Source organism: Paraburkholderia sp. GAS42 (genome assembly GCF_050436565.1).
Classification (GTDB): Bacteria; Pseudomonadota; Gammaproteobacteria; order Burkholderiales; family Burkholderiaceae; genus Paraburkholderia.
Genome location: NZ_JBNDML010000002.1, coordinates 63,884 through 84,264, shown reverse-complemented (window position 1 = coordinate 84,264; position 20,381 = coordinate 63,884). Strand labels below are relative to the sequence as shown.

General features: G+C 63.6%; 16 protein-coding genes. 9 read left to right on the top strand and 7 right to left on the bottom strand.

The annotated features are described in order from the left end of the window. Positions 1–6: 6 nt before the first annotated feature. Entirely contained in the window at positions 7–846 is an 840-nt protein-coding gene (locus tag P3T16_RS02940; RefSeq protein WP_429254145.1) for a TOBE domain-containing protein, read from the bottom strand. Between the two features lie 25 nt (positions 847–871). Here P3T16_RS02940 and P3T16_RS02935 point away from each other — a divergent pair, with 25 nt between their 5' ends. Both P3T16_RS02935 and P3T16_RS02930 read left to right on the top strand, forming a co-directional pair. Continuing rightward, positions 872–1,000 (top strand): hypothetical protein, encoded by a 129-nt coding sequence (locus tag P3T16_RS02935; RefSeq protein ID WP_429341111.1) that lies wholly within the window; start codon positions 872–874, stop codon positions 998–1,000. A gap of 62 nt (positions 1,001–1,062) precedes the next feature. Next, the gene (locus P3T16_RS02930) at positions 1,063–1,722 is read left to right on the top strand and encodes a transglycosylase SLT domain-containing protein (RefSeq protein WP_429341110.1); all 660 of its coding nucleotides are present in this window, start codon (positions 1,063–1,065) and stop codon (positions 1,720–1,722) included. Positions 1,723–1,770: 48 nt separating this feature from the next. Here P3T16_RS02930 and P3T16_RS02925 read toward each other — a convergent pair whose 3' ends face one another. Next, the gene (locus P3T16_RS02925; RefSeq protein WP_429254142.1) at positions 1,771–2,154 is read right to left on the bottom strand and encodes a tautomerase family protein; all 384 of its coding nucleotides are present in this window, start codon (positions 2,152–2,154) and stop codon (positions 1,771–1,773) included. Positions 2,155–2,256: 102 nt separating this feature from the next. On the opposite strand from P3T16_RS02925, the gene P3T16_RS02920 reads away from it, so the two are divergent. Then, positions 2,257–3,108, top strand: a complete 852-nt coding sequence (locus tag P3T16_RS02920) for a LysR family transcriptional regulator (RefSeq protein WP_429341109.1) — start codon at positions 2,257–2,259, stop codon at positions 3,106–3,108. 211 nt (positions 3,109–3,319) lie between these two features. On the opposite strand, the gene P3T16_RS02915 is transcribed toward P3T16_RS02920, so the two are convergent. Beyond that, on the bottom strand, positions 3,320–3,790 hold the full coding sequence (locus P3T16_RS02915) for a hypothetical protein (RefSeq protein WP_429341108.1): 471 nt from the start codon (positions 3,788–3,790) through the stop codon (positions 3,320–3,322). A 197-nt stretch (positions 3,791–3,987) separates the two neighbouring features. Here P3T16_RS02915 and P3T16_RS02910 point away from each other — a divergent pair, with 197 nt between their 5' ends. Together P3T16_RS02910 and P3T16_RS02905 are read left to right on the top strand one after the other, a co-directional pair. Next, positions 3,988–4,425, top strand: coding sequence for an MbcA/ParS/Xre antitoxin family protein (locus tag P3T16_RS02910; RefSeq protein ID WP_429341107.1), 438 nt, complete (start codon positions 3,988–3,990; stop codon positions 4,423–4,425). Then, positions 4,422–5,123, top strand: a complete 702-nt coding sequence (locus P3T16_RS02905; protein WP_429254138.1) for an RES family NAD+ phosphorylase — start codon at positions 4,422–4,424, stop codon at positions 5,121–5,123. The genes P3T16_RS02910 and P3T16_RS02905 overlap by 4 nt, the downstream gene beginning before the upstream one ends. A 101-nt stretch (positions 5,124–5,224) precedes the next feature. On the opposite strand, the gene P3T16_RS02900 is transcribed toward P3T16_RS02905, so the two are convergent. The 4 genes from P3T16_RS02900 to P3T16_RS02885 form a co-directional block, all read right to left on the bottom strand. Beyond that, entirely contained in the window at positions 5,225–5,962 is a 738-nt protein-coding gene (locus tag P3T16_RS02900) for a metallophosphoesterase (RefSeq protein ID WP_429341106.1), read from the bottom strand. 129 nt (positions 5,963–6,091) lie between these two features. After that, positions 6,092–7,513, bottom strand: a complete 1,422-nt coding sequence (locus P3T16_RS02895; protein WP_429341105.1) for a c-type cytochrome — start codon at positions 7,511–7,513, stop codon at positions 6,092–6,094. Positions 7,514–7,537: 24 nt separating this feature from the next. Further along, on the bottom strand, positions 7,538–9,139 hold the full coding sequence (locus tag P3T16_RS02890) for a GMC family oxidoreductase (RefSeq protein ID WP_429341104.1): 1,602 nt from the start codon (positions 9,137–9,139) through the stop codon (positions 7,538–7,540). A 194-nt stretch (positions 9,140–9,333) separates the two neighbouring features. Continuing rightward, positions 9,334–9,918 (bottom strand): sugar dehydrogenase complex small subunit, encoded by a 585-nt coding sequence (locus P3T16_RS02885; RefSeq protein WP_429341103.1) that lies wholly within the window; start codon positions 9,916–9,918, stop codon positions 9,334–9,336. Between the two features lie 321 nt (positions 9,919–10,239). Here P3T16_RS02885 and P3T16_RS02880 point away from each other — a divergent pair, with 321 nt between their 5' ends. The 4 genes from P3T16_RS02880 (at position 10,240) to glgB (ending at position 20,361) form a co-directional block, all read left to right on the top strand. Next, positions 10,240–10,902 (top strand): DUF1345 domain-containing protein, encoded by a 663-nt coding sequence (locus tag P3T16_RS02880; protein WP_429254133.1) that lies wholly within the window; start codon positions 10,240–10,242, stop codon positions 10,900–10,902. 366 nt (positions 10,903–11,268) lie between these two features. Continuing rightward, positions 11,269–14,703, top strand: a complete 3,435-nt coding sequence (locus P3T16_RS02875; RefSeq protein ID WP_429341102.1) for a maltotransferase domain-containing protein — start codon at positions 11,269–11,271, stop codon at positions 14,701–14,703. Beyond that, positions 14,700–18,158 (top strand): maltose alpha-D-glucosyltransferase, encoded by a 3,459-nt coding sequence (gene treS / locus P3T16_RS02870; RefSeq protein WP_429341101.1) that lies wholly within the window; start codon positions 14,700–14,702, stop codon positions 18,156–18,158. Before P3T16_RS02875 ends, treS begins: the two co-directional genes overlap by 4 nt. Further along, entirely contained in the window at positions 18,151–20,361 is a 2,211-nt protein-coding gene (glgB, locus tag P3T16_RS02865; RefSeq protein ID WP_429341100.1) for a 1,4-alpha-glucan branching protein GlgB, read from the top strand. Before treS ends, glgB begins: the two co-directional genes overlap by 8 nt. Positions 20,362–20,381: the final 20 nt, after the last annotated feature.

Sequence of the window (20,381 nt, the reverse complement as noted above, 5' to 3'; positions counted from 1 at the left end):
CTACGGTCAGTCGCTGACGCCGAGAATCACGCTTGAAGCCTTGAACGCCGCGATCGCCGGTGTCCCTTCCACGAGACCGAGCGTGTCGACGCTCCCGTTCGTGACCACCGCCGTCACGACGACGCCACCCTCCAGCGCCAGCGACACTTCCGCATTGACCGCCCCGCGCTTCACGGCTGCGACCGTGCCGCGCAACTGATTGCGTGCGGAGAGCCGCACCGGCGCTCCGCCGCTTTCGTCGACCATCAGCATCACCCACGACGCTTTCACGAGCGCAAATGCCGCCGCACCGACGGCAAGCCCGAGCGTCTCAGTGCTTTCGTGCGTAAGGACCGCGACGATCGTCTGCCCGCCTGGCAGCGCGAGCGACACTTCGTCGTTGACGGCGCCGCGCGTGATCGCGGACACCGTGCCAAACAGCTGGTTGCGTGCGCTTGTTTTCATGCCGATCCTGCCGATCAATGGCCAGTCGCTGGCGAAGTGCTCGATCGCCGCGCCGGCCCGTTCGAGAAACCGCTGGTGCTCATGTTCAACCGCACGAAACGTCTCGATCAGACGCACGGCGCGCGGCGTGAGCGTGGTGCCGCCGCCGCCCTTGCCGCCCGTCGCGCGCACGACAAGCGGCTCGCCGGCGAGGTTGTTCATCGTGTCGATGGCGTCCCAGGCGGCCTTGTAGCTCATGCCGACCGCACGCGCCGCGCCGGTGATCGACCCCGTCTGGCGGATGGCCGCGAGGAGCGCGATCCGCGATGCGCCGCCAAGCGTCTGTTCACCTGCCTGAAACCACACGGAACCGCCGAGTTCGAGCGGTTCGTGGGGCGTGCGGGATGCGCGTTTACCGGTCATTTTGCGTGCAGGAAAAGGATGAAGCGTGGCTCAGCCGGACGCGCGTCAGGTCGCCGGCCGCCTTGAAACGCTGACGCTCGATGGTACACGGCCGGGTCTGGCTTGCAACGTCGCGTCGGGCGCTGCCGCAAGCTCGCCGAAGGCTTTCATCTGATCAATATGGTGCTTCCTGTCACCACCGCTATAATTCAACCTTTCCCCGTCTTCCATCGAAGCATGCGACGTCTCCTTTTCCTGATCCTGCTTTCATTCGGCCTGACGCCCTGCGCGATGGCCGATGAGAACGAGCAGGTCGCCCAGATTTCTGCGTACCTCACGCAGAAATTTGGCGTGGCAAAGGAAAAAGCCGAGCAGATATCGGCTGCCGTGACCTCCGCGGCATCGAAATACTCGCTGCCGCCGGCGCTGCTGCTCGCGATCATTTCGATCGAATCCCGCTTCAAGGAAAAGGCCAAAGGCGCAAACGGCGCAACCGGCCTGATGCAGGTCGTGCCGAGCGCCCACAAACGGCTGCTGAAGAATGTGGATGATCTGACGGAGCCGACCGCCAATATCGAAGCCGGCTCAGCAATCCTGTATGGCTACATGCAGTCGGCCGGTGGCGACCTGAATACCGCGCTGAAGAGCTATGGCGGCTCGAAGGCTTACGCGGCAAAAGTGAGCCTGCGCGCGAACTCGTTTGCGCAGGTTGTCGCGCGGCCCGGCGACATGGCAGCCGATGACACCGGCATCAGCACGTGCAACGTACGCTGGACGAGCGACGGGCCCGCGCCTGTCGCCGGTTCAAACGCCTTTTTTGCTTCGGCCGGCAGTTGCGCCGTCCCCGTCGCGCCGGCGAGGACAAGCCTGCTGAACGGCTTGTTGCCCTCGCCTTGACGCGAGCTTCTATCTGGCTTCCCCGGCGTGGCGCGGCGCGATGCGCCATCAAAGCGCGTACTGCGCGATCCCGTTCCCGAACGACCAGTTTTCCTTCAACACCTCGACGAGGTTGATGAAAACATCCTCTCGTCGCACGCCGGGCGACTCCGCGAGGTTATCGGCGACCTGTTTGTAAAACGCCTTCTTCTGCTCGAGCGTCCGCGTGTTGTTGAACGTGATCTGGATGACGACGAGATCGTCGCTCCGCTCGACGCCAAGATAATGACGGTCGAACACGAAGTTGCTTTCGTCATGTTCGTTGATCAGCATGAAGATATCGTCCGCCGGCACCTTGCAGTGTTCGATCAGCGCGCGCTGGATGCCATCCGTCAGCGCCTTGCGATATTCGGCGGGCTTGCCGGCGCGAAGTGAAATTCGGGTAAGCGGCATGATTGACCTCCATCAGTTAATGAAAAATTCACGTAGCCATCTTGCGCCGCGCAGATCATAATGAGTAGATATCATTGAAGATATCAGTCATTTTCAAACGAAATGAAAGTTCTCGATCTCGACGCGGTCCGGGCATTCGTACTGGTCGCCGATCTCGCCAGTTTCACGCGCGCCGCCGATGCGCTCAGCACTACCCAATCCGCCGTCAGCCTCAAGCTGAAACGGCTGGAAGCGCATCTCGGCAGGCAGTTGCTGGATCGTACGCCAAGGCTCGTGCGGCTGTCCGCTGAGGGAAACGCGTTTCTCGAAGCGGCGCGCGACTTGCTGCAGGCGCATGAACGGGCGTTGGGGTCGCTCTCGGTGGAACATCGCAAGCTCGCGCTTGGCTTGAGTGAGCATGTCGCGGGCGCGAATCTGCCCGAGTTGCTCGGCAGGCTGAAAGCGCATGATCCGGGGCTTGTGATCGAGCTGCATCTCGGCATGTCGGCGGCGTTGCTGGATCAGTTCGACGAGCGGCGGCTCGACGCGGTCATCGTCCGCTATGAGCCCGACGAAGCGCCACGCGACGACGCGCAGCCGCTTTTCACGGAGCCCATCGCCTGGCTCGCTACGCCCGACTGGATGCCGCGTCTGAACGAGCCGCTGCCGCTCGCATTGCTGGCAGCGCCGTGCAGCGTGCGCAGAGCGGCGCTGCGCGCACTCGACGATGCGGGCATTGCGTGGCACGAAGCGTTTATTGGCGGCGGCGTGGCTGCAGTGGGCGCGGCGGCGGCGGCGGGCATCGCGGTGTCGCCGCTGGCGCGGCGCGTCGCGCCGCGCGGTCTGGTGGACGTCGGCTCGCGCCTCGGCCTGCCGGCGTTGCCCGAATCGCGCGTAACCATGCATTCGCGCGTGCGCGACCGGCGGACGCTGGAGACGTTGCGGTTGCTGGCGGGTGGGTTGGAGAGTGGGTGATGGGTCATCCTGCGCTCCGCCGATAAGATAAGTCGGATATGGCATTGCCCGCCGTTGCTTGAAATTCCTTCGCGAGGCGAACTCGTCGATCTCGCGCCAAGGCAGCCGACCGACATCGAACTGTTCTGGCACGCGTGGAAGGTGCAGTCGCCGCGGCTCGAAAATCTGTCCGCACGCATCGTGGATCTGGGGCGCGCGGCGCTTTCCGGAGTCAGCCCAAAATCGGCGGCAACTCGCGGCCGGGCGCTGCGGACTTCGGCTTGACGCTGGCAGTGCGAGCGGATTTCGTCGCCGTGCTCGCATGGCTGGATGCGGGTGTCGCGGCTACGCGCTGACCTTTCGCCTTGCCCGGCGGCGCAGCGCTTTCTTGTACGGGCTTCGCTGCAACCTGCGCAGGCTTCGTTTTGCCCGATGCTACTTTCGGCGCATTTTTCCCGTTGCTCTTCGATACGGCCTTCGTGGCCTTCGTGGCGCTCTTCGCGGCGCTCTTCGTGGCGCTCTTCGCGGCTTTCTGACTCGCGCTCTTCGCGCCTTGCGCCGGCTTCGAAGCCGCACGCTTCGGCGCTGCGGCGTGCTTTTGCGTCGACGCCTCGGGCGGATTCCACACTTCAACGTAATGATCCGCCGCCATCGCTGCGCCGGAAAAGAGACCGATGACCACCGCTACTACGACTGCTCGCACACCTGACTCCTGATCTTCAACTAACTGTGGGGGCGCGATTATACCCACGGGAAAATTCGGGATGACCAACCGGAACGGATCAATATTTCCCGCCAATAAATGCCCGCTGCAGCAGCGTTTCAATCCGCCACACCCGCTTGCTTTAATCCACAAATAGACTAATATTCGTTTATGGTTTAATTGAGGACTAAATAGCCATGTCCAGCGCCGCCCATGCGTCATCTGCCGAACGGCCCATTCCGCGGTCTGCCGGCGAGCCGTCGCTCACCGAAATGTCGGCGGCTGGCCTGCGTGCCTTCTTCAATATCGCGCGCGACTGGGATCTGAGCGCCGACGAGCAGATTGTCCTGCTCGGCTCGCCCGGCCGTTCGACGTACTTCAAATGGAAGCAGGCGCCGCAAACGGCAAGGCTCGGCCGCGACACGCTCGAACGGCTGTCGCTGCTGCTCGGCATATACAAGGGTCTGCAGATCCTGCTGCCGCAGCCGTCCGCTGCCGACACATGGATCCGCCGTCCGAACAGCGCGCCGCCGTTCGGCGGCCGTCGCGCGCTCGATCGCATGCTGGCCGGCAATATCAGCGATCTCGTCGCGGTGCGGCAATATCTCGATGCGATGCGAGGCGGATGGGCGTGACTTCACCGCACTGGCAGGACCGCTGGCGTGCGACGCCGCTTGACTGGTCGCCCGCGTATCGGGTGATTCCCACGCGTTTTCCGGCTGTGAACCTGTTCGATCGCGTCGCATCGCCGGAAGACTTCGACGCGCTTTATGCCCTCGAAGCGATGACCAACGACCGTCTGCGCACCGAGGTCGGCGAACTCGATCTCGTGCCGCGCGAAGAGCGGCGCTTCGGGCCAGGCTGGGGGCCCATCATGGCCGCGTTCACGCATCTGAATCCGCTTGGCAGCCGCTTTTCCGACGGCACCTACGGCGTGTTCTATTGCGCACGGTCACGCGTCACGGCGATTGCGGAAACGCGCTATCACACCGGCAATTTTCTCGCGGCGACGAACGAACCGCCGTTGCGACAACAGATGCGTCTCTACACGGTGATGGCGCACGGGGACGTGGTCGATCTGCGCGACGATCCAGCGCTCGATAAAGGCGTGCTGTCGCCGGACGATTACGTCCCGGGCCAGTCGCTCGGACGCGCGGCGCGGGCCGCGGGCGCGTCGGGCATCGTCTATCCGTCAGTGCGGGATGCGGAGGGCGAATGTCTCGCCGCGTTCAGAACGACGCTGCTACGCGACTGCCACCACGCGGCGTATCTGGAATACAACTGGAACGGCAGCGCCGTCGATATGGTGTTCGAACTGAACCAGGTCGGCTGATTTCAGCCGCGACCGTCATTGGGGCGGTTCGCGCAACGCACCTCAAGGCAACCTGAGGCAACCTGAGCCAACCGAACGCAACCGACACAACCTGAGGCCGCTTAAGGCAACGCCATCGCGGCCGCGCCATGCGCGCGCGCCACATCCACCGTCACCGACCATCGTTGAGACCGGCGCGCTTCGACGATCGACAGTTTGCCGCCAGGTCCGAACGCACCCGTGTCGACGAACACCTGCGAACCGATCTGCTGCAACTCGCGCATCGGCGTGTGTCCGCAATACGTGAGCGACAGGCCGCGCTGACGCAGCGGATCGCCCGTCCCCATCGCAAGTTCGCGGCCCCACAGCAGTTTCTGGCGCGTTTCGTCGGAGAAGTCGCCGGCGTCGAGATCGGCGTCGGTGCCAAAGAACTCCGCGTGCAGGATATTGAAGCGCTCGGCGCCGCTGCCTACCACGCGTACAAGCGGCAACGTACGAAGCCGCTCCGCGTAATAGCGCAGCTTCTCGTCGGAGAGCGTCGCCGCCCACGATCCGCCGATGCCGTACCACCAGTGCCGGCGCAACCGCCCTTCTGCGACGGCGCACAACGTGTCTTCGTGATTGCCGAGCACGGCGTAGAACCAGGGTTTGTCGAGCAACGCCAGCGCTTCTTCCGACTGCGTACCGCGGTCCACCAGATCGCCGACCGAAAACAGCCGGTCACGCGCCGGATCGAACGCGATTTCACGGAGCAGATAACGTAGCGCATCGACGCAACCGTGCAGGTCGCCGACGATAAAGTCGCGGCCTTTCCGGTTGACGGAGTGATGCCAGACGTCGTTGAAGAGTACGGGGTCCATAGCCCCATGATAGTGCCACGCAAAAATAGCGTATGCGGGGTGTCTATCGTTTCCGGCGGGTATCGTTTGTTGCGATCGCTGTCCCGCGCGTGATCGGCAAGCCCTACCGGCCGTCACGCGCGGGAAGGGTCATTGTTGCGTCGCACGTAGCTTCACGACCTGTTCGACCGAGACCATCGATTGTGGATTACCGAACTGTTTCGTTACGTAGTTCGTGATCGCCGCGACCTGATCGTCGGACAGTTGCGTGGCGAACGACGGCATCAATACATCGGCGTCTTTCGTCTTACGTTCGACGCCGTGCAGGATCACCATCGCCAGATTGTTCGCCGGGCTCGCGCCAACCGCACTGTTGTGGATCAGCGAAGGATACGCACCAGGCGCACTCGCGCCGATGCCCTGCCCGGTCCAGTTGTGACACGCAGCGCAGTTGGCGATGAAAAGCTGCGCGCCGTTCACGCCGCTGATCTTCATGCCGCGCAGTGCGGCGACATCGTTGGCAGGCTCGCCCCACGCTTCTCGCGGACGCGTGTCGCCGCCATTCACTGGCGGCACCGAACGCAGATACACCGCGATCGAACGCAGGTCTTCGGACGTCAGATACTGCGTGCTGTCCGCCACCACTTCCGCCATCGGCCCGGCAGCGTTCGCGCGACCGTGCACGACACCGGTCGAGAGATAGCTCGCCACGTCGTCATCGCTCCAGTTGCCGATGCCGCTGTTCCTGTGCGGCGTGATGTTGAACGCGTGCCAGCCGGCCTGCGTCGCGCCTGCAAGACGCTCGCTCGTCTTCAACCCCTGCGTGAAATTGCGCGGCGTGTGGCATTCCTCGCAGTGCGCAAGCCCTTCGACGAGATACGCGCCGCGATTCCACTCGGCGCTCTGCTTCGGATCGGGAACGAAGCGCCCTTCAGTGAAGTTGAATATGTTCCAGAACACCATCAGCCAGCGCAGGTTGAACGGAAACTTCACATCGTTGCGCGGCGGCGTGTAGTGGATCGGCGTAAGCGTGTTCAGATACGCGCGGATCGCGAGCACGTCGCGATCGGTGACCTTCGTGTACTCGGCATACGGAAACGTCGGATACAGCCGCTCGCCGCCCTTGCCGATGCCTTCGTGCATTGCCTGCAGGAAATCGGCGTCGGACCAGTTGCCGATGCCCGTGTCGGGATCAGGCGTGATGTTCGGCGTATAGAACGTCCCGAACGGCGTGGCGATCGGCAGGCCGCCCGCGAATGGACGGCTCTTGTCGGCGGTATGGCAGGCCACGCAGTCACCCGCGCGCGCGAGGTACTCGCCGCGTTTGACGAGATCGGGCGTCGCGCTGCCCGATGTGTTGCCCGACGCATCCTGCGCGAGCGCCGCCGCGATCGGCGATTCGTCTTCGCGACTCACGTCCCACGCATGCGATGCGTGCCACGCGAGATACAGCGCGAACACGCAGAAGGAAGCGGCCAGCGTCGCCATAAGACGGCGACGCCGACGCTCGATGTAAAGATGCGACTGTGCGCCCGGCCCGGCCGGCTGCACGCGCGACGTTTCTTTCGTCATGGTGGCTCTCCGTCAGGGTGTGGGTCAGAGTTCGCGCTTGAGCTTGTCGGCGATCCGAAGCGAAAGCGCCGCGATCGTCAGCGTGCAGTTCACCGAAGCCGCCGTCGGCATCACGCCGCTCCCGGCGATAAAGAGATTCGGATGATCGTGCGAACGGCAGTCGGGATCGACGACTGAATCCGACGCGTCGCTGCCCATGATCGTCGTTCCCATGATGTGATTGTTCGGCGCGAAGGTATCGTCGAAAGACACTTCCGTGCCGCCGAAAAGGCTCGCGATCTGCGAGTACAACTCATGTGTATTCGCGGCGCTTCTCTTCACGTAATCGTTGATCGAGTAGTAGATTTCGGGCTGCGGGATACCGAGCGAATCCTTGTGGTCCGGCGACGGAATGATGCGGTTCTGCGGTTCGGCGAGATGCTCATGGAAGCTGTTGATGTTCAGCGTGCGCGCCGCACGGTCGCGAATCTGGCGGTCGAGTTCGGCGCCGGTCAGGCCTTTTTTCAGCAGGTCGGCGGTGACGCTCATCGTCGCCACGCCATTCGAAAGATGCAGCTTTTTCGCCGCGTAATCAGAGCGGAACGCACCGTCGCGGAAGTTGACAATCGAGGTCATTTCCATCGGCCCACGTCCCGGCCATAGCGGCTCGTTCGCGAGGAACGTGACGCCGGTGCCCGGATGATCCATCAGGTTGCGGCCTACCTGATCGGAACTGTTGCCCACGCCTTTCGGGAATTTGTCGGAGGTGGACATCAGCATCAGTTTGGGTGTTTCGATGCCATTCGCCGCAAGCACGAAGAGCTTGCCGGTCACGCGCGTGCTGTTGCCGTTCGGATCCTTGTAGTGAACCGCGGTGACAAGACCTTTCTCGTCGGACTCGACCTTGTAGACAGTCGCCTGTGGAATCAGTGTCGCGCCGGCTTGCTCCGCCTTTTCCGCGTGTACGACGCCGTTGTACATCGCCGCGATCGGACAGATCGGCATGCAATTGTTGTTGCCGCAACAGGTTGGGCGCGCGTCGTACGGACGGCTGTTGCGCGCGACCGGTTCGGGTACGACCTTGAAGCCCTGCCGATTCAGCACGTCGGAAAAACGTTGATCCATGTACGAGAGCGGCAACGGGCTCATCGGATAGGGCTTCGAGCGCGGCGAACCCAGATCGACCGATGAATCCGGACCCGACACGCCCAGTTGCACTTCGGCTGCGAAGTACCACGGCTCCAGCGCTTCATAGGGAATCGGCCAGTCGCGCCCGACGCCGTACATCGTCTTCAGCTTGAAGTCTGATGGCAACAGACGCCAGGCAGCCGCCGCCCAGTGCCACGTCGTACCGCCGACCAGCCGCAGATACTGCGAGTTGTACGGATACTCGCCCTTCTGGATCAGATAGTTGTTCTCGGGGGAATACTCGGGATGCGGTGCGTAAGGCGCGGATGGATACGGCGTCGCAAAATCGGATTTTGCCGCCGAGTTGCGGAAATTCTCGACGATCTGCCAGCGCGGAACGCGTGGCCCGGCTTCGAGCAGGATCACGGATGCGCCAGCCAGTGCCAGCTGATGCGCGACCAGACCACCCGCGACGCCCGAGCCGACCACGACCACGTCGGCCGAATGTGAATTTGCCATTGTTGCCCTCTCCTGCTGGCTTGTTGTTGTCTGTCGATGGGGACGCTTGCCGGTGCCGGCTGGCGCGCATCACGCGGCGCTGCGATCACGCCGACCCATTCGCGAACTGTGCGATGACGACGTCGCTGAATGATTCAGCACGACCGGCAGCCAATGTGCCGCCCGGTGCCGCTCGCATACCGCTCGCATACCGTTCAGGCATGCCCAGGCTTTTGGGTCCAGTAAAACGGCACGTCGCGGCAATACGATGGAATTGTCAGGACGTCTTTCACCGGATCGAACATCAGCGCACGCTCCCAGGCGACGACCTGCACATGCGGCGCATCGCCCACGAGGCCGAGATACCACGCGCGCATGATTGCGCCGACAGTCTTCGCGAGCGGCGGCTGATCCACCTGAAGCGCCTGCGTGATGGTGTCGGAGGGCACGCCACCGTGGCCCTGCAGCCACGTATTGAGCAGAGCGACGTTCTGCGGGAACTGGCTGTCCGATTTAGACAGGGTGTCGTAGACCCGCCGGCCCAGCACCGGATCGAAGCTCGTCCGGCCGGTGAGATGCTGCGACAGCGCGAGAAACGCGTCGAGGCCGCCGCCTCGAGGGGCGTCGGCGAATGCGGGGGAAATAGCGGAGAGGCCGTACGGCAGGCCGAGGCGGCCTGCTGTCGTGAACGCCAGTACGGCCGCGCCGGCGAACGCGCCGAGGACCAGTGCCCGGCGGCGAGCAGACTGCGGCGCCGCAAGGAGCGCGGCGGGTGCATCGTTCTCGCGAACATCTGTCATGGGGGCTCCAGATGATGTTATTGGATCAGCCTGCATGCCTGCGGCGACGCGTGTCGCCAATGGTGTCGCATGCGGGCCGTCTGCCCCAAACCTGGTCATCGCCGCTTTTGCGGTCTCTTGATGTGATGCCTGTGGTGACGCCGGCCTGACATCGGCCTTTCATTTGCGAGGCCGGCGCGAGAAGACCTGCGTCCGTTGCGAAAGACTATAGCCAAAGCGCGCGCATTCGACAATTGAGGGCCGGACATCACGGTAGAATCGATCACGCCGCCCGCCCCCTTCGCGCGCCACGACTAGCCAACGCCGACACTCTTCTATCACATGCTCATGAATCTGTATCCGCAAGCGCTCCGCAACCGGCCACGCATGGTTATCGGGTTCGTCATCGGTGTGGCCGTCGCAGTGCTGCTGCCCGGCACCTTGCGCCCGATGGTGCGTGTGCTGTGCGCGTGGGACGTCGCGGTATGGGCCTATCTCGCGCTCCTCTGGTCCCACATGGCGACCACGAAGCAGGCTCAGGTGCGCGAGTTCGCAGTACGCGAAGATGAGAATGCGGGCGTGGTGCTCTTCATGATCTGCGTGGCGACGGTCGCAAGCATCGCAGCAATCGTGCTCGAACTGGCGACCGTGAAAGGCATTAAGGGCGGCACGGGCGCAGTGCACTACGCGATAACGGGCGCAACGCTGATGGGCGCGTGGTTCCTGATTCCGACGATCTTCACGCTGCACTACACGCGTCTCTACTACAGCGCCGACCAGAAGGAAACCCCGCTGCGGTTTCCCGATCATGGCCTCAAGCCCGATTACTGGGACTTCCTGTACTTCTCATTCACGATCGCCGTCGCCTCGCAGACGGCCGACATCGCGCTGAGTTCACGCTCGATGCGGCGCGCCGTGCTCGCGCAATCAGTGCTGTCGTTCTATTTCAACGTTGCGGTGCTCGGGCTGTGCGTGAACATCGCCGCCGGCCTGCTCGGCCCCTGATCGTCAGACGTACCGCCGTAGCCGTGTAAAAGCCACGGTTGAACCGCCCGTTTTACACGCGCCCCGCATGCCGCCTGCCTGTGCGGGTCGCGCGTGGCTGCGCGCCGTCCCTGCCATGCGTCTGGCACAGCGTTTGCTGCATGACCCCAGTCGATCCGGCCTGGAACCGTTGCGCGCGCCTTTGCGGACCGGCTTCGCGATTCCATGCGGCGACATGTCGATCTTTGCACTACATTGACCAGTACGCGCACGTGCCTCATGCATCCGTCTGGCATTGCGCGGCATCCGGCTCTGGAAGCCCAACGAGCGATGTGATCGTACCGTACGTGCATCCACACCGCGGCAGGACCAATCTGGACACGACCGATGGAATCTCCCCACGCTTACGCGCCGCGGATCTATTTCCTTCATCCCCTCCTCGTCGGACCGATCGAGGCCTGGGCCGCCCAGTTTGAACATGCGGCATCGCTCGGCTTCGATCATGTGTTGATCGGCGCGCCGTTTCAGCCCGGCATGGCCAGCCACGGACAGATCGTCGCCGATCATGACCGGCTTCATCCCGTATTCGACGCCCGGCAGCCGGCTACCGACGCCCTGCACGAACTCGCCGGATCGGCCCGCGAGCACGGGCTGACCGTGCTCCTCGACATCGTGCCCGACCGCGTTGCCGTCGACGGCACGCTGTTCCGCGATCATGCCGACTGGTTTCATCCGTTCGAGCCGGAAGAAGCGCGGCTCGATCCGCGCCACGGGCATCGCGAGGACAACGTGGCTTACGCGAATTTCGCGAGCCCCGAGACGTCAGGCCATCTGCTCGACTGGTGGACGCAACAGCTCTCGGCGCTGGCCACAGCGGGCATAGGTGGCTTTCGTTTCGATTCGCCACAGCATGTGCCGATCGGCGCGTGGCGGAGGCTTGGCGAGGCCGTACACGCCCGGCATCCGGATGTGCGGTTTCTCGCGGCCACGCCTGGCCTCGCGCGTGACGACATCGCGAAGCTCGCCGGCGCCGGTTTCGACAGCGTCTTCTCGTCGGCGCGCTGGTGGGACTTCCGTGCGGCGTGGCTGACCGAGGAACACGCGACGCTCATGCGCGTCGCGCCGCCCATCGCCTTCCCGGAAGCACCGTACGGCACGCGACTCGTCGCCGATCTGCCCGACGTGCACGACGCCGGCGTCGTCGAGCGCGTCTACCGGCGCGCGCTCAATCTCGCGGCGGGGGTCGGCTCGGGCTGGCTCGTGCCGATGGGCTTCGAATACGGCATGGCGCTGCCCATGTCGTACACGCGCGGCAACGAAGCCGATTACGCCGCCGCACGCGAGGCCGCCCGCTTTGACCTGACGAAAGACATCGTTCACGCGAACGCCTTGCAGCGCGGCCTGAAAACGCTCGGCGCGGCCGGCGAACTGCGCGCGCTCAGCGGTCCGGGTGCGCCGGCAACCGTGCTGCTGCGCGGTGACCATACTGACCTGCGAGACTCGGAAGAAGCGGTGCTCATCGTCATCAATCCCGACCGCGATGTGCCGGTGCCCGTCGATCCGGCGCGCTTCCTCGACGGCGTGCCGGGCAACTTCACGCGCTTCGCGCCGCTCAACCGCGAAACGGACGCGCCGAAGCGCTCGCTGCCGCCGTTCACGCTCAAACCCGGCGCGTGCCGGTTGTTCAGTGCGGCGCCAGACAAGCCCGTCGTACTCGCGCCGCCCATCGACAAGGCGAACAGCAACCGCAGCGGCCACAAAACCGTCATGGACGCCATCGCCGCACCGCGTGTCGCGATCGAAAGCGTGACGCCGTCGATCGATGCCGGACGTTTCCCGGTCAAGCGCATCGTGGGCGAGCGCGTCGAAGTGAAGGCCGCGGTATTCGCCGAAGGTCACGACAGGATCGCAGCGGCCGTCATCTGGCGCGCCGCCGACGAAACCGTCTGGCACGAAGCACCGATGTTTCCAGCGCAGCCGCCCGGCAATGACCTCTGGTCCGCGCGCATTCCGCTCGAACGGGTCGGCCGCCATGAATTCACGGTAACGGCATGGCGCGACGACTTCGCGTCGCTCACCGAGCACGTGCAGAAGAAGCTGAAGGCCGGCCAGACCGTCGAGCTTGAAATCGACGAAGCGAGTCATCTCTTTGCACTTGTGCTTGCCGAAGTGGAAACGGCGGAAGGCGCAGTGACCGGGCCACTCATGCAGATCGTGACGGAATTCGCCAAAGCCGACACCGCAGGCCGCCTCGAACTGCTGCTCGCGCCCGCGACGGCAAAAGCCATCGCCGCTGCGCGCCATCGCCCGTTTCTCACGCGCGATCCGGTCATCTACCGGATTGAGGCCGAACGTGCCGCCGCGCGCTTTGCGAGCTGGTACGAGATCTTCCCGCGTTCGATGAGCGACGACGAGAACCGGCACGGCACGTTCGCCGATGTCATCACGAAGCTGCCACGCATCCGCGAGATGGGTTTCGATGTGCTGTACTTCCCGCCGATCCATCCAATCGGCGTCGCGAACCGCAAGGGTCGCAACAACACGCTGAACGCGCTACCGGGCGACGTCGGCAGCCCGTATGCGATCGGCGGCACGGAAGGCGGCCACACGGGTGTGCATCCCGAACTGGGCACGCTCGGCGACTTCAGAAAAATGCTCGCCGCCGCTCACGAACAGGGCCTCGAAATCGCGCTCGATTTCGCGATTCAGTGTTCGCCCGATCACCCATGGCTGAAGGAGCATCCGACGTGGTTCGCCTGGCGTCCCGACGGCTCGCTGCGTTACGCAGAAAATCCGCCGAAGAAGTATCAGGACATCGTGAACCCGGATTTCTACGCGCACGACGCGAGGCCCGATTTATGGATCGCATTGCGCGACGTGATCCTGTTCTGGATCGACGCGGGCGTGCTCATTTTCCGCGTCGACAATCCGCATACGAAACCACTTCCGTTCTGGGAATGGATGATCGCCGACGTGCGTGCGCGTCACCCCGATACGATCTTCCTCTCCGAAGCGTTTACGCGGCCACGCATGATGAACCGGCTCGCGAAGGTCGGCTACTCGCAGTCGTACACGTATTTCACGTGGCGTGAATCGAAGCGTGATTTCACGGAGTACCTGACCGAACTCACGCAAACCAGCGCGCGCGAAGTCTACCGGCCGAATTTCTTCGTCAACACGCCCGACATCAATCCGCGTCATCTGCAATCGCAGAGCCGCGCGGCTTTTGTGATTCGCGCGGCGCTGGCTGCGACGCTGTCTGGCCTGTGGGGCGTGTATTGCGGCTTCGAACTCTGTGAAGGGGCCGCACTGCCGAACAGCGAGGAATATCTCGACTCAGAGAAATACCAGCTGCGCGCGTGGGACTGGAACCGGCCGGGCAACATCGTCGGCGAAATCACGGCGCTCAACCGCATTCGCCGCGCGAATCCTGCGTTGCACACGCATCTGAACCTCACGTTTCTGCCCGCGCACAACGATCACATCCTGTTCTTCGAGAAGGCAACCGAAGCGCGCGACAACGTGATCATCGTCGCGATCAATCTCGATCCGCTCAACGAACAGGGCGCGGATATCGAGCTTTCATGGGCGACGTTCGCGCACTGGCATCTGAACGATCAGGCCGCGATCGAAGTCATCGACCAGATGACCGGCCAACGCTTCGAATGGTACGGAAGGTGGCAACACGTGCGGCTCGACCCCGGCACGCGACCGTTTGCAATCTGGCGCATTGCGCCCGCCGGCGGACTACCGCGCGACATCCCTGACAACCACGGCGAGACAGACGTCGAAGTCGACTCTCCGAATGAAGGTGCGATATGAAACGCGACGACACGTCCGAAAGCTCCTCGCATGCACGCACGACCAGCGCGACGGCCAGCGTAGCAGCGCCGGTTGGCCATCCGGCACCGCACAGGGCCGGCGCCCGGCGCGGCAAGCCATCCACATTGAGCGACGATCCGCTCTGGTACAAGGACGCGATCATCTATCAGGTGCACATCAAGTCGTTCTTCGATGCGAACAACGACGGCGTCGGCGATTTTCCGGGGCTGATTGCGAAGCTCGATTACATCGCCGAACTCGGTGTCGACGCGATCTGGCTGCTGCCGTTCTATCCGTCGCCGCGTCGCGACGATGGTTACGACATCGCCGATTACCGCAACGTGCATCCGGATTACGGCAATCTCTCCGACGTCAAACACTTCATCCAGGAAGCGCACGCGCGCGGTATCCGCGTGATTACCGAACTGGTCATCAACCACACGTCGGACCAGCACCCGTGGTTTCAACGCGCACGTCGCGCGAAGCCGGGCTCGAATCATCGCAACTACTATGTGTGGTCCGATACCGACCAGAAATACACCGAGACGCGGATCATCTTCATCGATTCCGAGCCGTCGAACTGGACCCACGATCCCGTTGCGGGCGCGTACTACTGGCATCGTTTCTATTCGCATCAGCCCGACCTGAACTTCGACAATCCGGCTGTGCTGAAGGAAGTGTTGCAGGTGATGCGGTTCTGGCTCGACATGGGCATCGACGGGCTGCGGCTCGATGCCGTGCCGTATCTCGTCGAACGTGAAGGCACGAACAACGAAAACCTGCCTGAAACGCACGCGATCCTGAAGAAGATCCGCGCAACGATCGATGCCGAGTATCCGAACCGGATGCTGCTCGCCGAAGCAAATCAGTGGCCGGAAGACGTGAAGGAATATTTCGGCGACGAAGACGAATGCCACATGGCGTTCCACTTCCCGCTGATGCCGCGCATCTACATGTCGATTGCGAGCGAGGACCGCTTTCCGATCACCGACATCATGCGGCAGACACCGGATCTCGGCGAGTCCAACCAGTGGGCCATTTTCCTGCGCAATCACGATGAGCTGACGCTGGAAATGGTCACCGACTCCGAGCGCGACTATCTGTGGAACACGTATGCAAGCGATCGTCGCGCACGGCTGAATCTTGGCATCCGTCGCCGTCTTGCGCCGCTGATGGAACGCGACCGCCGGCGCATCGAACTGATCAATTCGCTGCTGCTTTCGATGCCCGGCACGCCGGTCATCTATTACGGCGACGAGCTCGGCATGGGCGACAACATTCACCTGGGCGACCGTGATGGCGTGCGTACGCCGATGCAATGGTCGTCGGACCGCAATGGCGGTTTCTCGCGCGCCGATCCCGAGCAGCTTGTGTTGCCGCCGGTGATGGGTTCGCTGTACGGATACGACGCGGTCAATGTCGAATCGCAAAGCCGCGACCCCCATTCGCTGCTGAACTGGACGCGCCGGATGCTCGCCACGCGCCGCGCGAAGCGTGCGTTCGGACGCGGCACGATCCGCTTCCTGAAGCCTGAAAACCGCAAGATTCTCGCGTATCTGCGAGAGGTGCCGGATGAGCCGACAATCCTCTGCGTCGCGAATCTTTCGCGTGCGCCGCAGGCCGTCGAACTGGATCTGTCGGAATTCGCGGGCACGGTGCCGATCGAAATGACGGCCGATTCCGTGTTCCCGGCGATCGGCCAGCTCACGTATCTGTTGACGTTCCCGCCGTACGGTTTCCTGTGGTTCCTGCTGTGCCCCGGCAGCCAGCGTCCAGCATGGAGCCAGGCGCATTCCGAGCCGTTGCCCGAATTCGTCACGATCGTGATCCGCGAAGGCCAGTTGGGTCCGACGCCGGAAAACGTCCGCCTGCTGGAATCGGAGGTGCTGCCTTCGTGGCTGACGCGGCGCCGCTGGTTTGCGTCGAAGGACCAGAAGCTGCAGGCAGTACGCCTCGCCGCGTTGACGACGATTCCCGACGCCGGTTTCGCGTTCACCGAAATCGAAGCGGACGTCCGCAACCATACGGAACGCTACGTCGTGCCGATCGCGATCACCTGGGGCAGCGACACGACTACGCCGCTCTTCATGCAGCTCGCGCTCGCGCGCGTGCGCCGCGCCCGCAACATCGGGCATCTGACGGACGCCTTCTCGCTGCCGCAATTCGCGCACGGCGTGTTGCGCAAACTGCGCGAGCGCGCCGTCATTCCGACGGTGCAGAAGAGCGAGATCCGCTTTGTGCCGACCGACCGGTTCGACGAACTCGATCTGGGCGACCGGCCGGAAATCCGCTGGCTCGCAGCCGAGCAGAGCAACAGCTCGCTCGTGATCGCCGATGCAATCGTGCTGAAGCTCGTGCGGCGACTCGTCGACGGCGTTCATCCAGAAGCGGAAATGAGCCGCTATCTGACGCAGATCGGCTATCAGAACACCGCGCCGTTACTCGGTGAAGTCGTGCGCGTGGACCCGGCCGGCGTGCCGCACACGCTCGCGATCCTGCAAGGCTTCGTCGACAACCAGGGCGACGCGTGGAACTGGGCACTCGATTACCTGCGCCGCGTAGTCGATGAGCTCGCGCTCGCGACCGACGGAAACGAGCAGTCGCCCGATCGCATGAACGAAGAAGAAGCGATCGAAGGCTACCGGTCGCTCGCCGGCATCATCGGCAAGCGTCTTGGCGAACTGCACGTGGCGCTTGCGTCGCCGTCCGACGACCCGGCGTTCGCGCCCGAAACCGCGACGCCCGATCAGGTGAAGGCGTGGACCGACGGAACGCAATCGCTTCTGGCCGCCGCACTCGACATGCTGGTGGAACGCATGGATCAACTCGTCGACGATACGCGCGATCTCGCGAAGAGCCTGCTCGACCGGCGTGAGGCGCTCACGGAAGCCGTGGCAAACCTGGTGCCGGCCGACGCGGGCGCACTGCGCATTCGCATTCACGGCGACTTCCACCTGGGCCAGGTGCTGATCGCACAGGGCGACGCGTTCCTGATCGATTTCGAAGGCGAGCCAGCGCGCACGCTCGAAGAGCGGCGCATGAAGTCGAGCCCACTGCGCGATGTCGCGGGGCTGATGCGTTCGCTTTCGTACGCGAGCGCAGCGGCGCAATCCACGATGGAACACGCGCCGCAGCAGACCGCCGACCGCAAGCGCGCGCTGTTCGACCGCTTCCGCGGGTACGCGACCCAGGCATTCCTCGATCATTACCGCACGGCCGTCAACGCTGCGCCGCAACCCCTTGTTGCGCCGGAGTTCGAGGAAGGCTTGCTCAATCTGTTCCTGATCGAAAAGGCCGCGTACGAAATCCGTTACGAAGCAGCGAACCGGCCGACATGGCTCGGTCTTCCCGTGCGGGGTCTCGCGGCGCTCGCGAGCCGCATGCTCGGCGATACGGGCACGCCATCGCACGATCACGCTGCACCCAACCCGCAGGGCGGGGGCGACCATGAATGACCGAGACCTTACAATCGGGCTGAATCCGCTCGATATCGACGCGCTGGTCGAGGCACGTCACCCGGATCCGTTCTCGCAACTCGGCATGCATCAAACGGATGCCGGTCCGGTCGTGCGCGCGCTGCTGCCGAATGCAACTGGCGTTACGATCATCGCACGCGATAACGGTCGCACACTCGGCCAGCTCACGCACATTCATCACGGCCTGTTCGCGGGACACGTTCCGGAAGCGGTGCCCTATCGTCTGCGGATCGACTGGCATGGCACGCAGCAGGAGATCGAAGACACCTACTCGTTCGGCAACGTGCTATCCGACGAAGCCCTGACGCGGCTCTCGCACGGCGATCCGTATGCCGTGCTCGAATGTCTCGGCTCAAGGCCCGTCACCCTCGACGGCGTGCCGGGCGTGCGCTTCGCAGTGTGGGCGCCGAATGCGCGACGTGTGTCCGTCGTCGGCGATTTCAACTCGTGGGACGGGCGTCGTCATCCGATGCGTCTGCGTCATCAGGCCGGCGTGTGGGAACTGTTCGTGCCGCGCATTGGCGCAGGCACACGCTACAAGTACGAGATGCTGACGCGCGACGGTCATCCGCTGCCGCTCAAGGCCGACCCGTGCGCGATGCAGACTGAACGGCCGCCGGCTACAGGCTCGGTGGTTGCGAATGTCGACGAGGTCGAGCAGTTTCCATGGAGCGACCACGCGTGGATGCAGTCGCGCGGCGTCAAGCAGACCGCGAAATCGCCGATATCGATCTACGAGGTGCATGCCGAGTCGTGGTTGCGCGTCGCAGAAGAAGGTCATCGCGGACTGACGTGGACGGAGATGGCCGATCGTCTGATTCCATACGCGAAGGGCATGGGCTTCACGCACCTCGAATTCATGCCGGTTGCCGAGCATCCGTTCGGCGGTTCGTGGGGTTATCAGCCGCTCGCGCAGTTCGCGCCCTCCGCGCGTTTCGGCAAGCCGGAAGAATTCGCCGCGTTCGTGAACAGCGCGCATAAGGCGGGGCTCGGCATCATTCTCGACTGGGTGCCCGCGCATTTTCCGAACGATGCACACGGTCTGGTCGAATTTGACGGCACGCCGCTGTATGAGCACGCTGACCCGCGCGAAGGCTATCACCAGGACTGGAACACGATGATCTACAACCTCGGTCGCAACGAGGTGAGCGCGTTCCTGGTGGCTTCCGGGCTGGCGTGGTTGAAGCGCTATCACGTTGACGGTCTGCGGGTGGATGCGGTGGCGTCGATGTTGTATCGCGACTATTCGCGCGCGGCCGGTGAATGGGTGCCGAACATCCATGGCGGCCGCGAAAACCTCGAATCGATCGCGTTCCTGAAGCGTTTGAATCACGAAGTCAAACACATGCCCGACGTGCACGGCGCCATGACGATCGCCGAAGAATCGACGGCGTGGCCAGGCGTCACCGCACCGCTCGATCAGGGCGGCCTCGGCTTCGACTTCAAGTGGAACATGGGCTGGATGCACGACACGCTGCACTATATGCAGGAAGACCCCGTGCATCGCCGCTACCATCATCACCAGATGACGTTCGGGATGGTGTACGCGTATTCCGAACGCTTCGTGCTGCCGCTTTCCCACGATGAGGTCGTGCACGGCAAGGGTTCGCTGCTCGGCAAGATGCCCGGCGACCGCTGGCAAAAATTCGCGAATCTGCGCGCGTATTTCGCTTTCATGTGGACCCACCCCGGCAAGAAGCTGCTCTTCATGGGCGGCGAATTCGGGCAACTGGCCGAGTTCAATCACGATCAGTCGCCGCACTGGCATCTGCTGGACGATCCGCTGCATCACGGCGCGCAGATGCTGGTGCGCGACCTGAACCGCCTCTACGACAGCGAACCCGCGCTGCACGTGCTCGACAGCGAGCCGGGCGGCTTCGAGTGGCTGATCGGCGACGATCGCGAAAACAGCGTGTTCGCGTTCCGGCGCGTGGACGGTGCGGGGCGCGAACTCGTCGCCGTCTGCAACTTCACGCCGGTGCCGCGACTGGGCTATCGGCTCGGCATGCCGCGCAACGGCCGGTGGAGTGAGGTGCTCAATACGGATGCAGGCGTGTATGGCGGCTCGAATGTCGGCAACGGCGGGCTGATCCACACGGAAGACGTGGTGAGTCACGGCAAACCGCAATCGGCATCACTGGTGCTGCCGCCGCTCGCGACGATCGTCCTGCGGGCGGAGTGAGGCTGTCAGCAAGAAGCGGT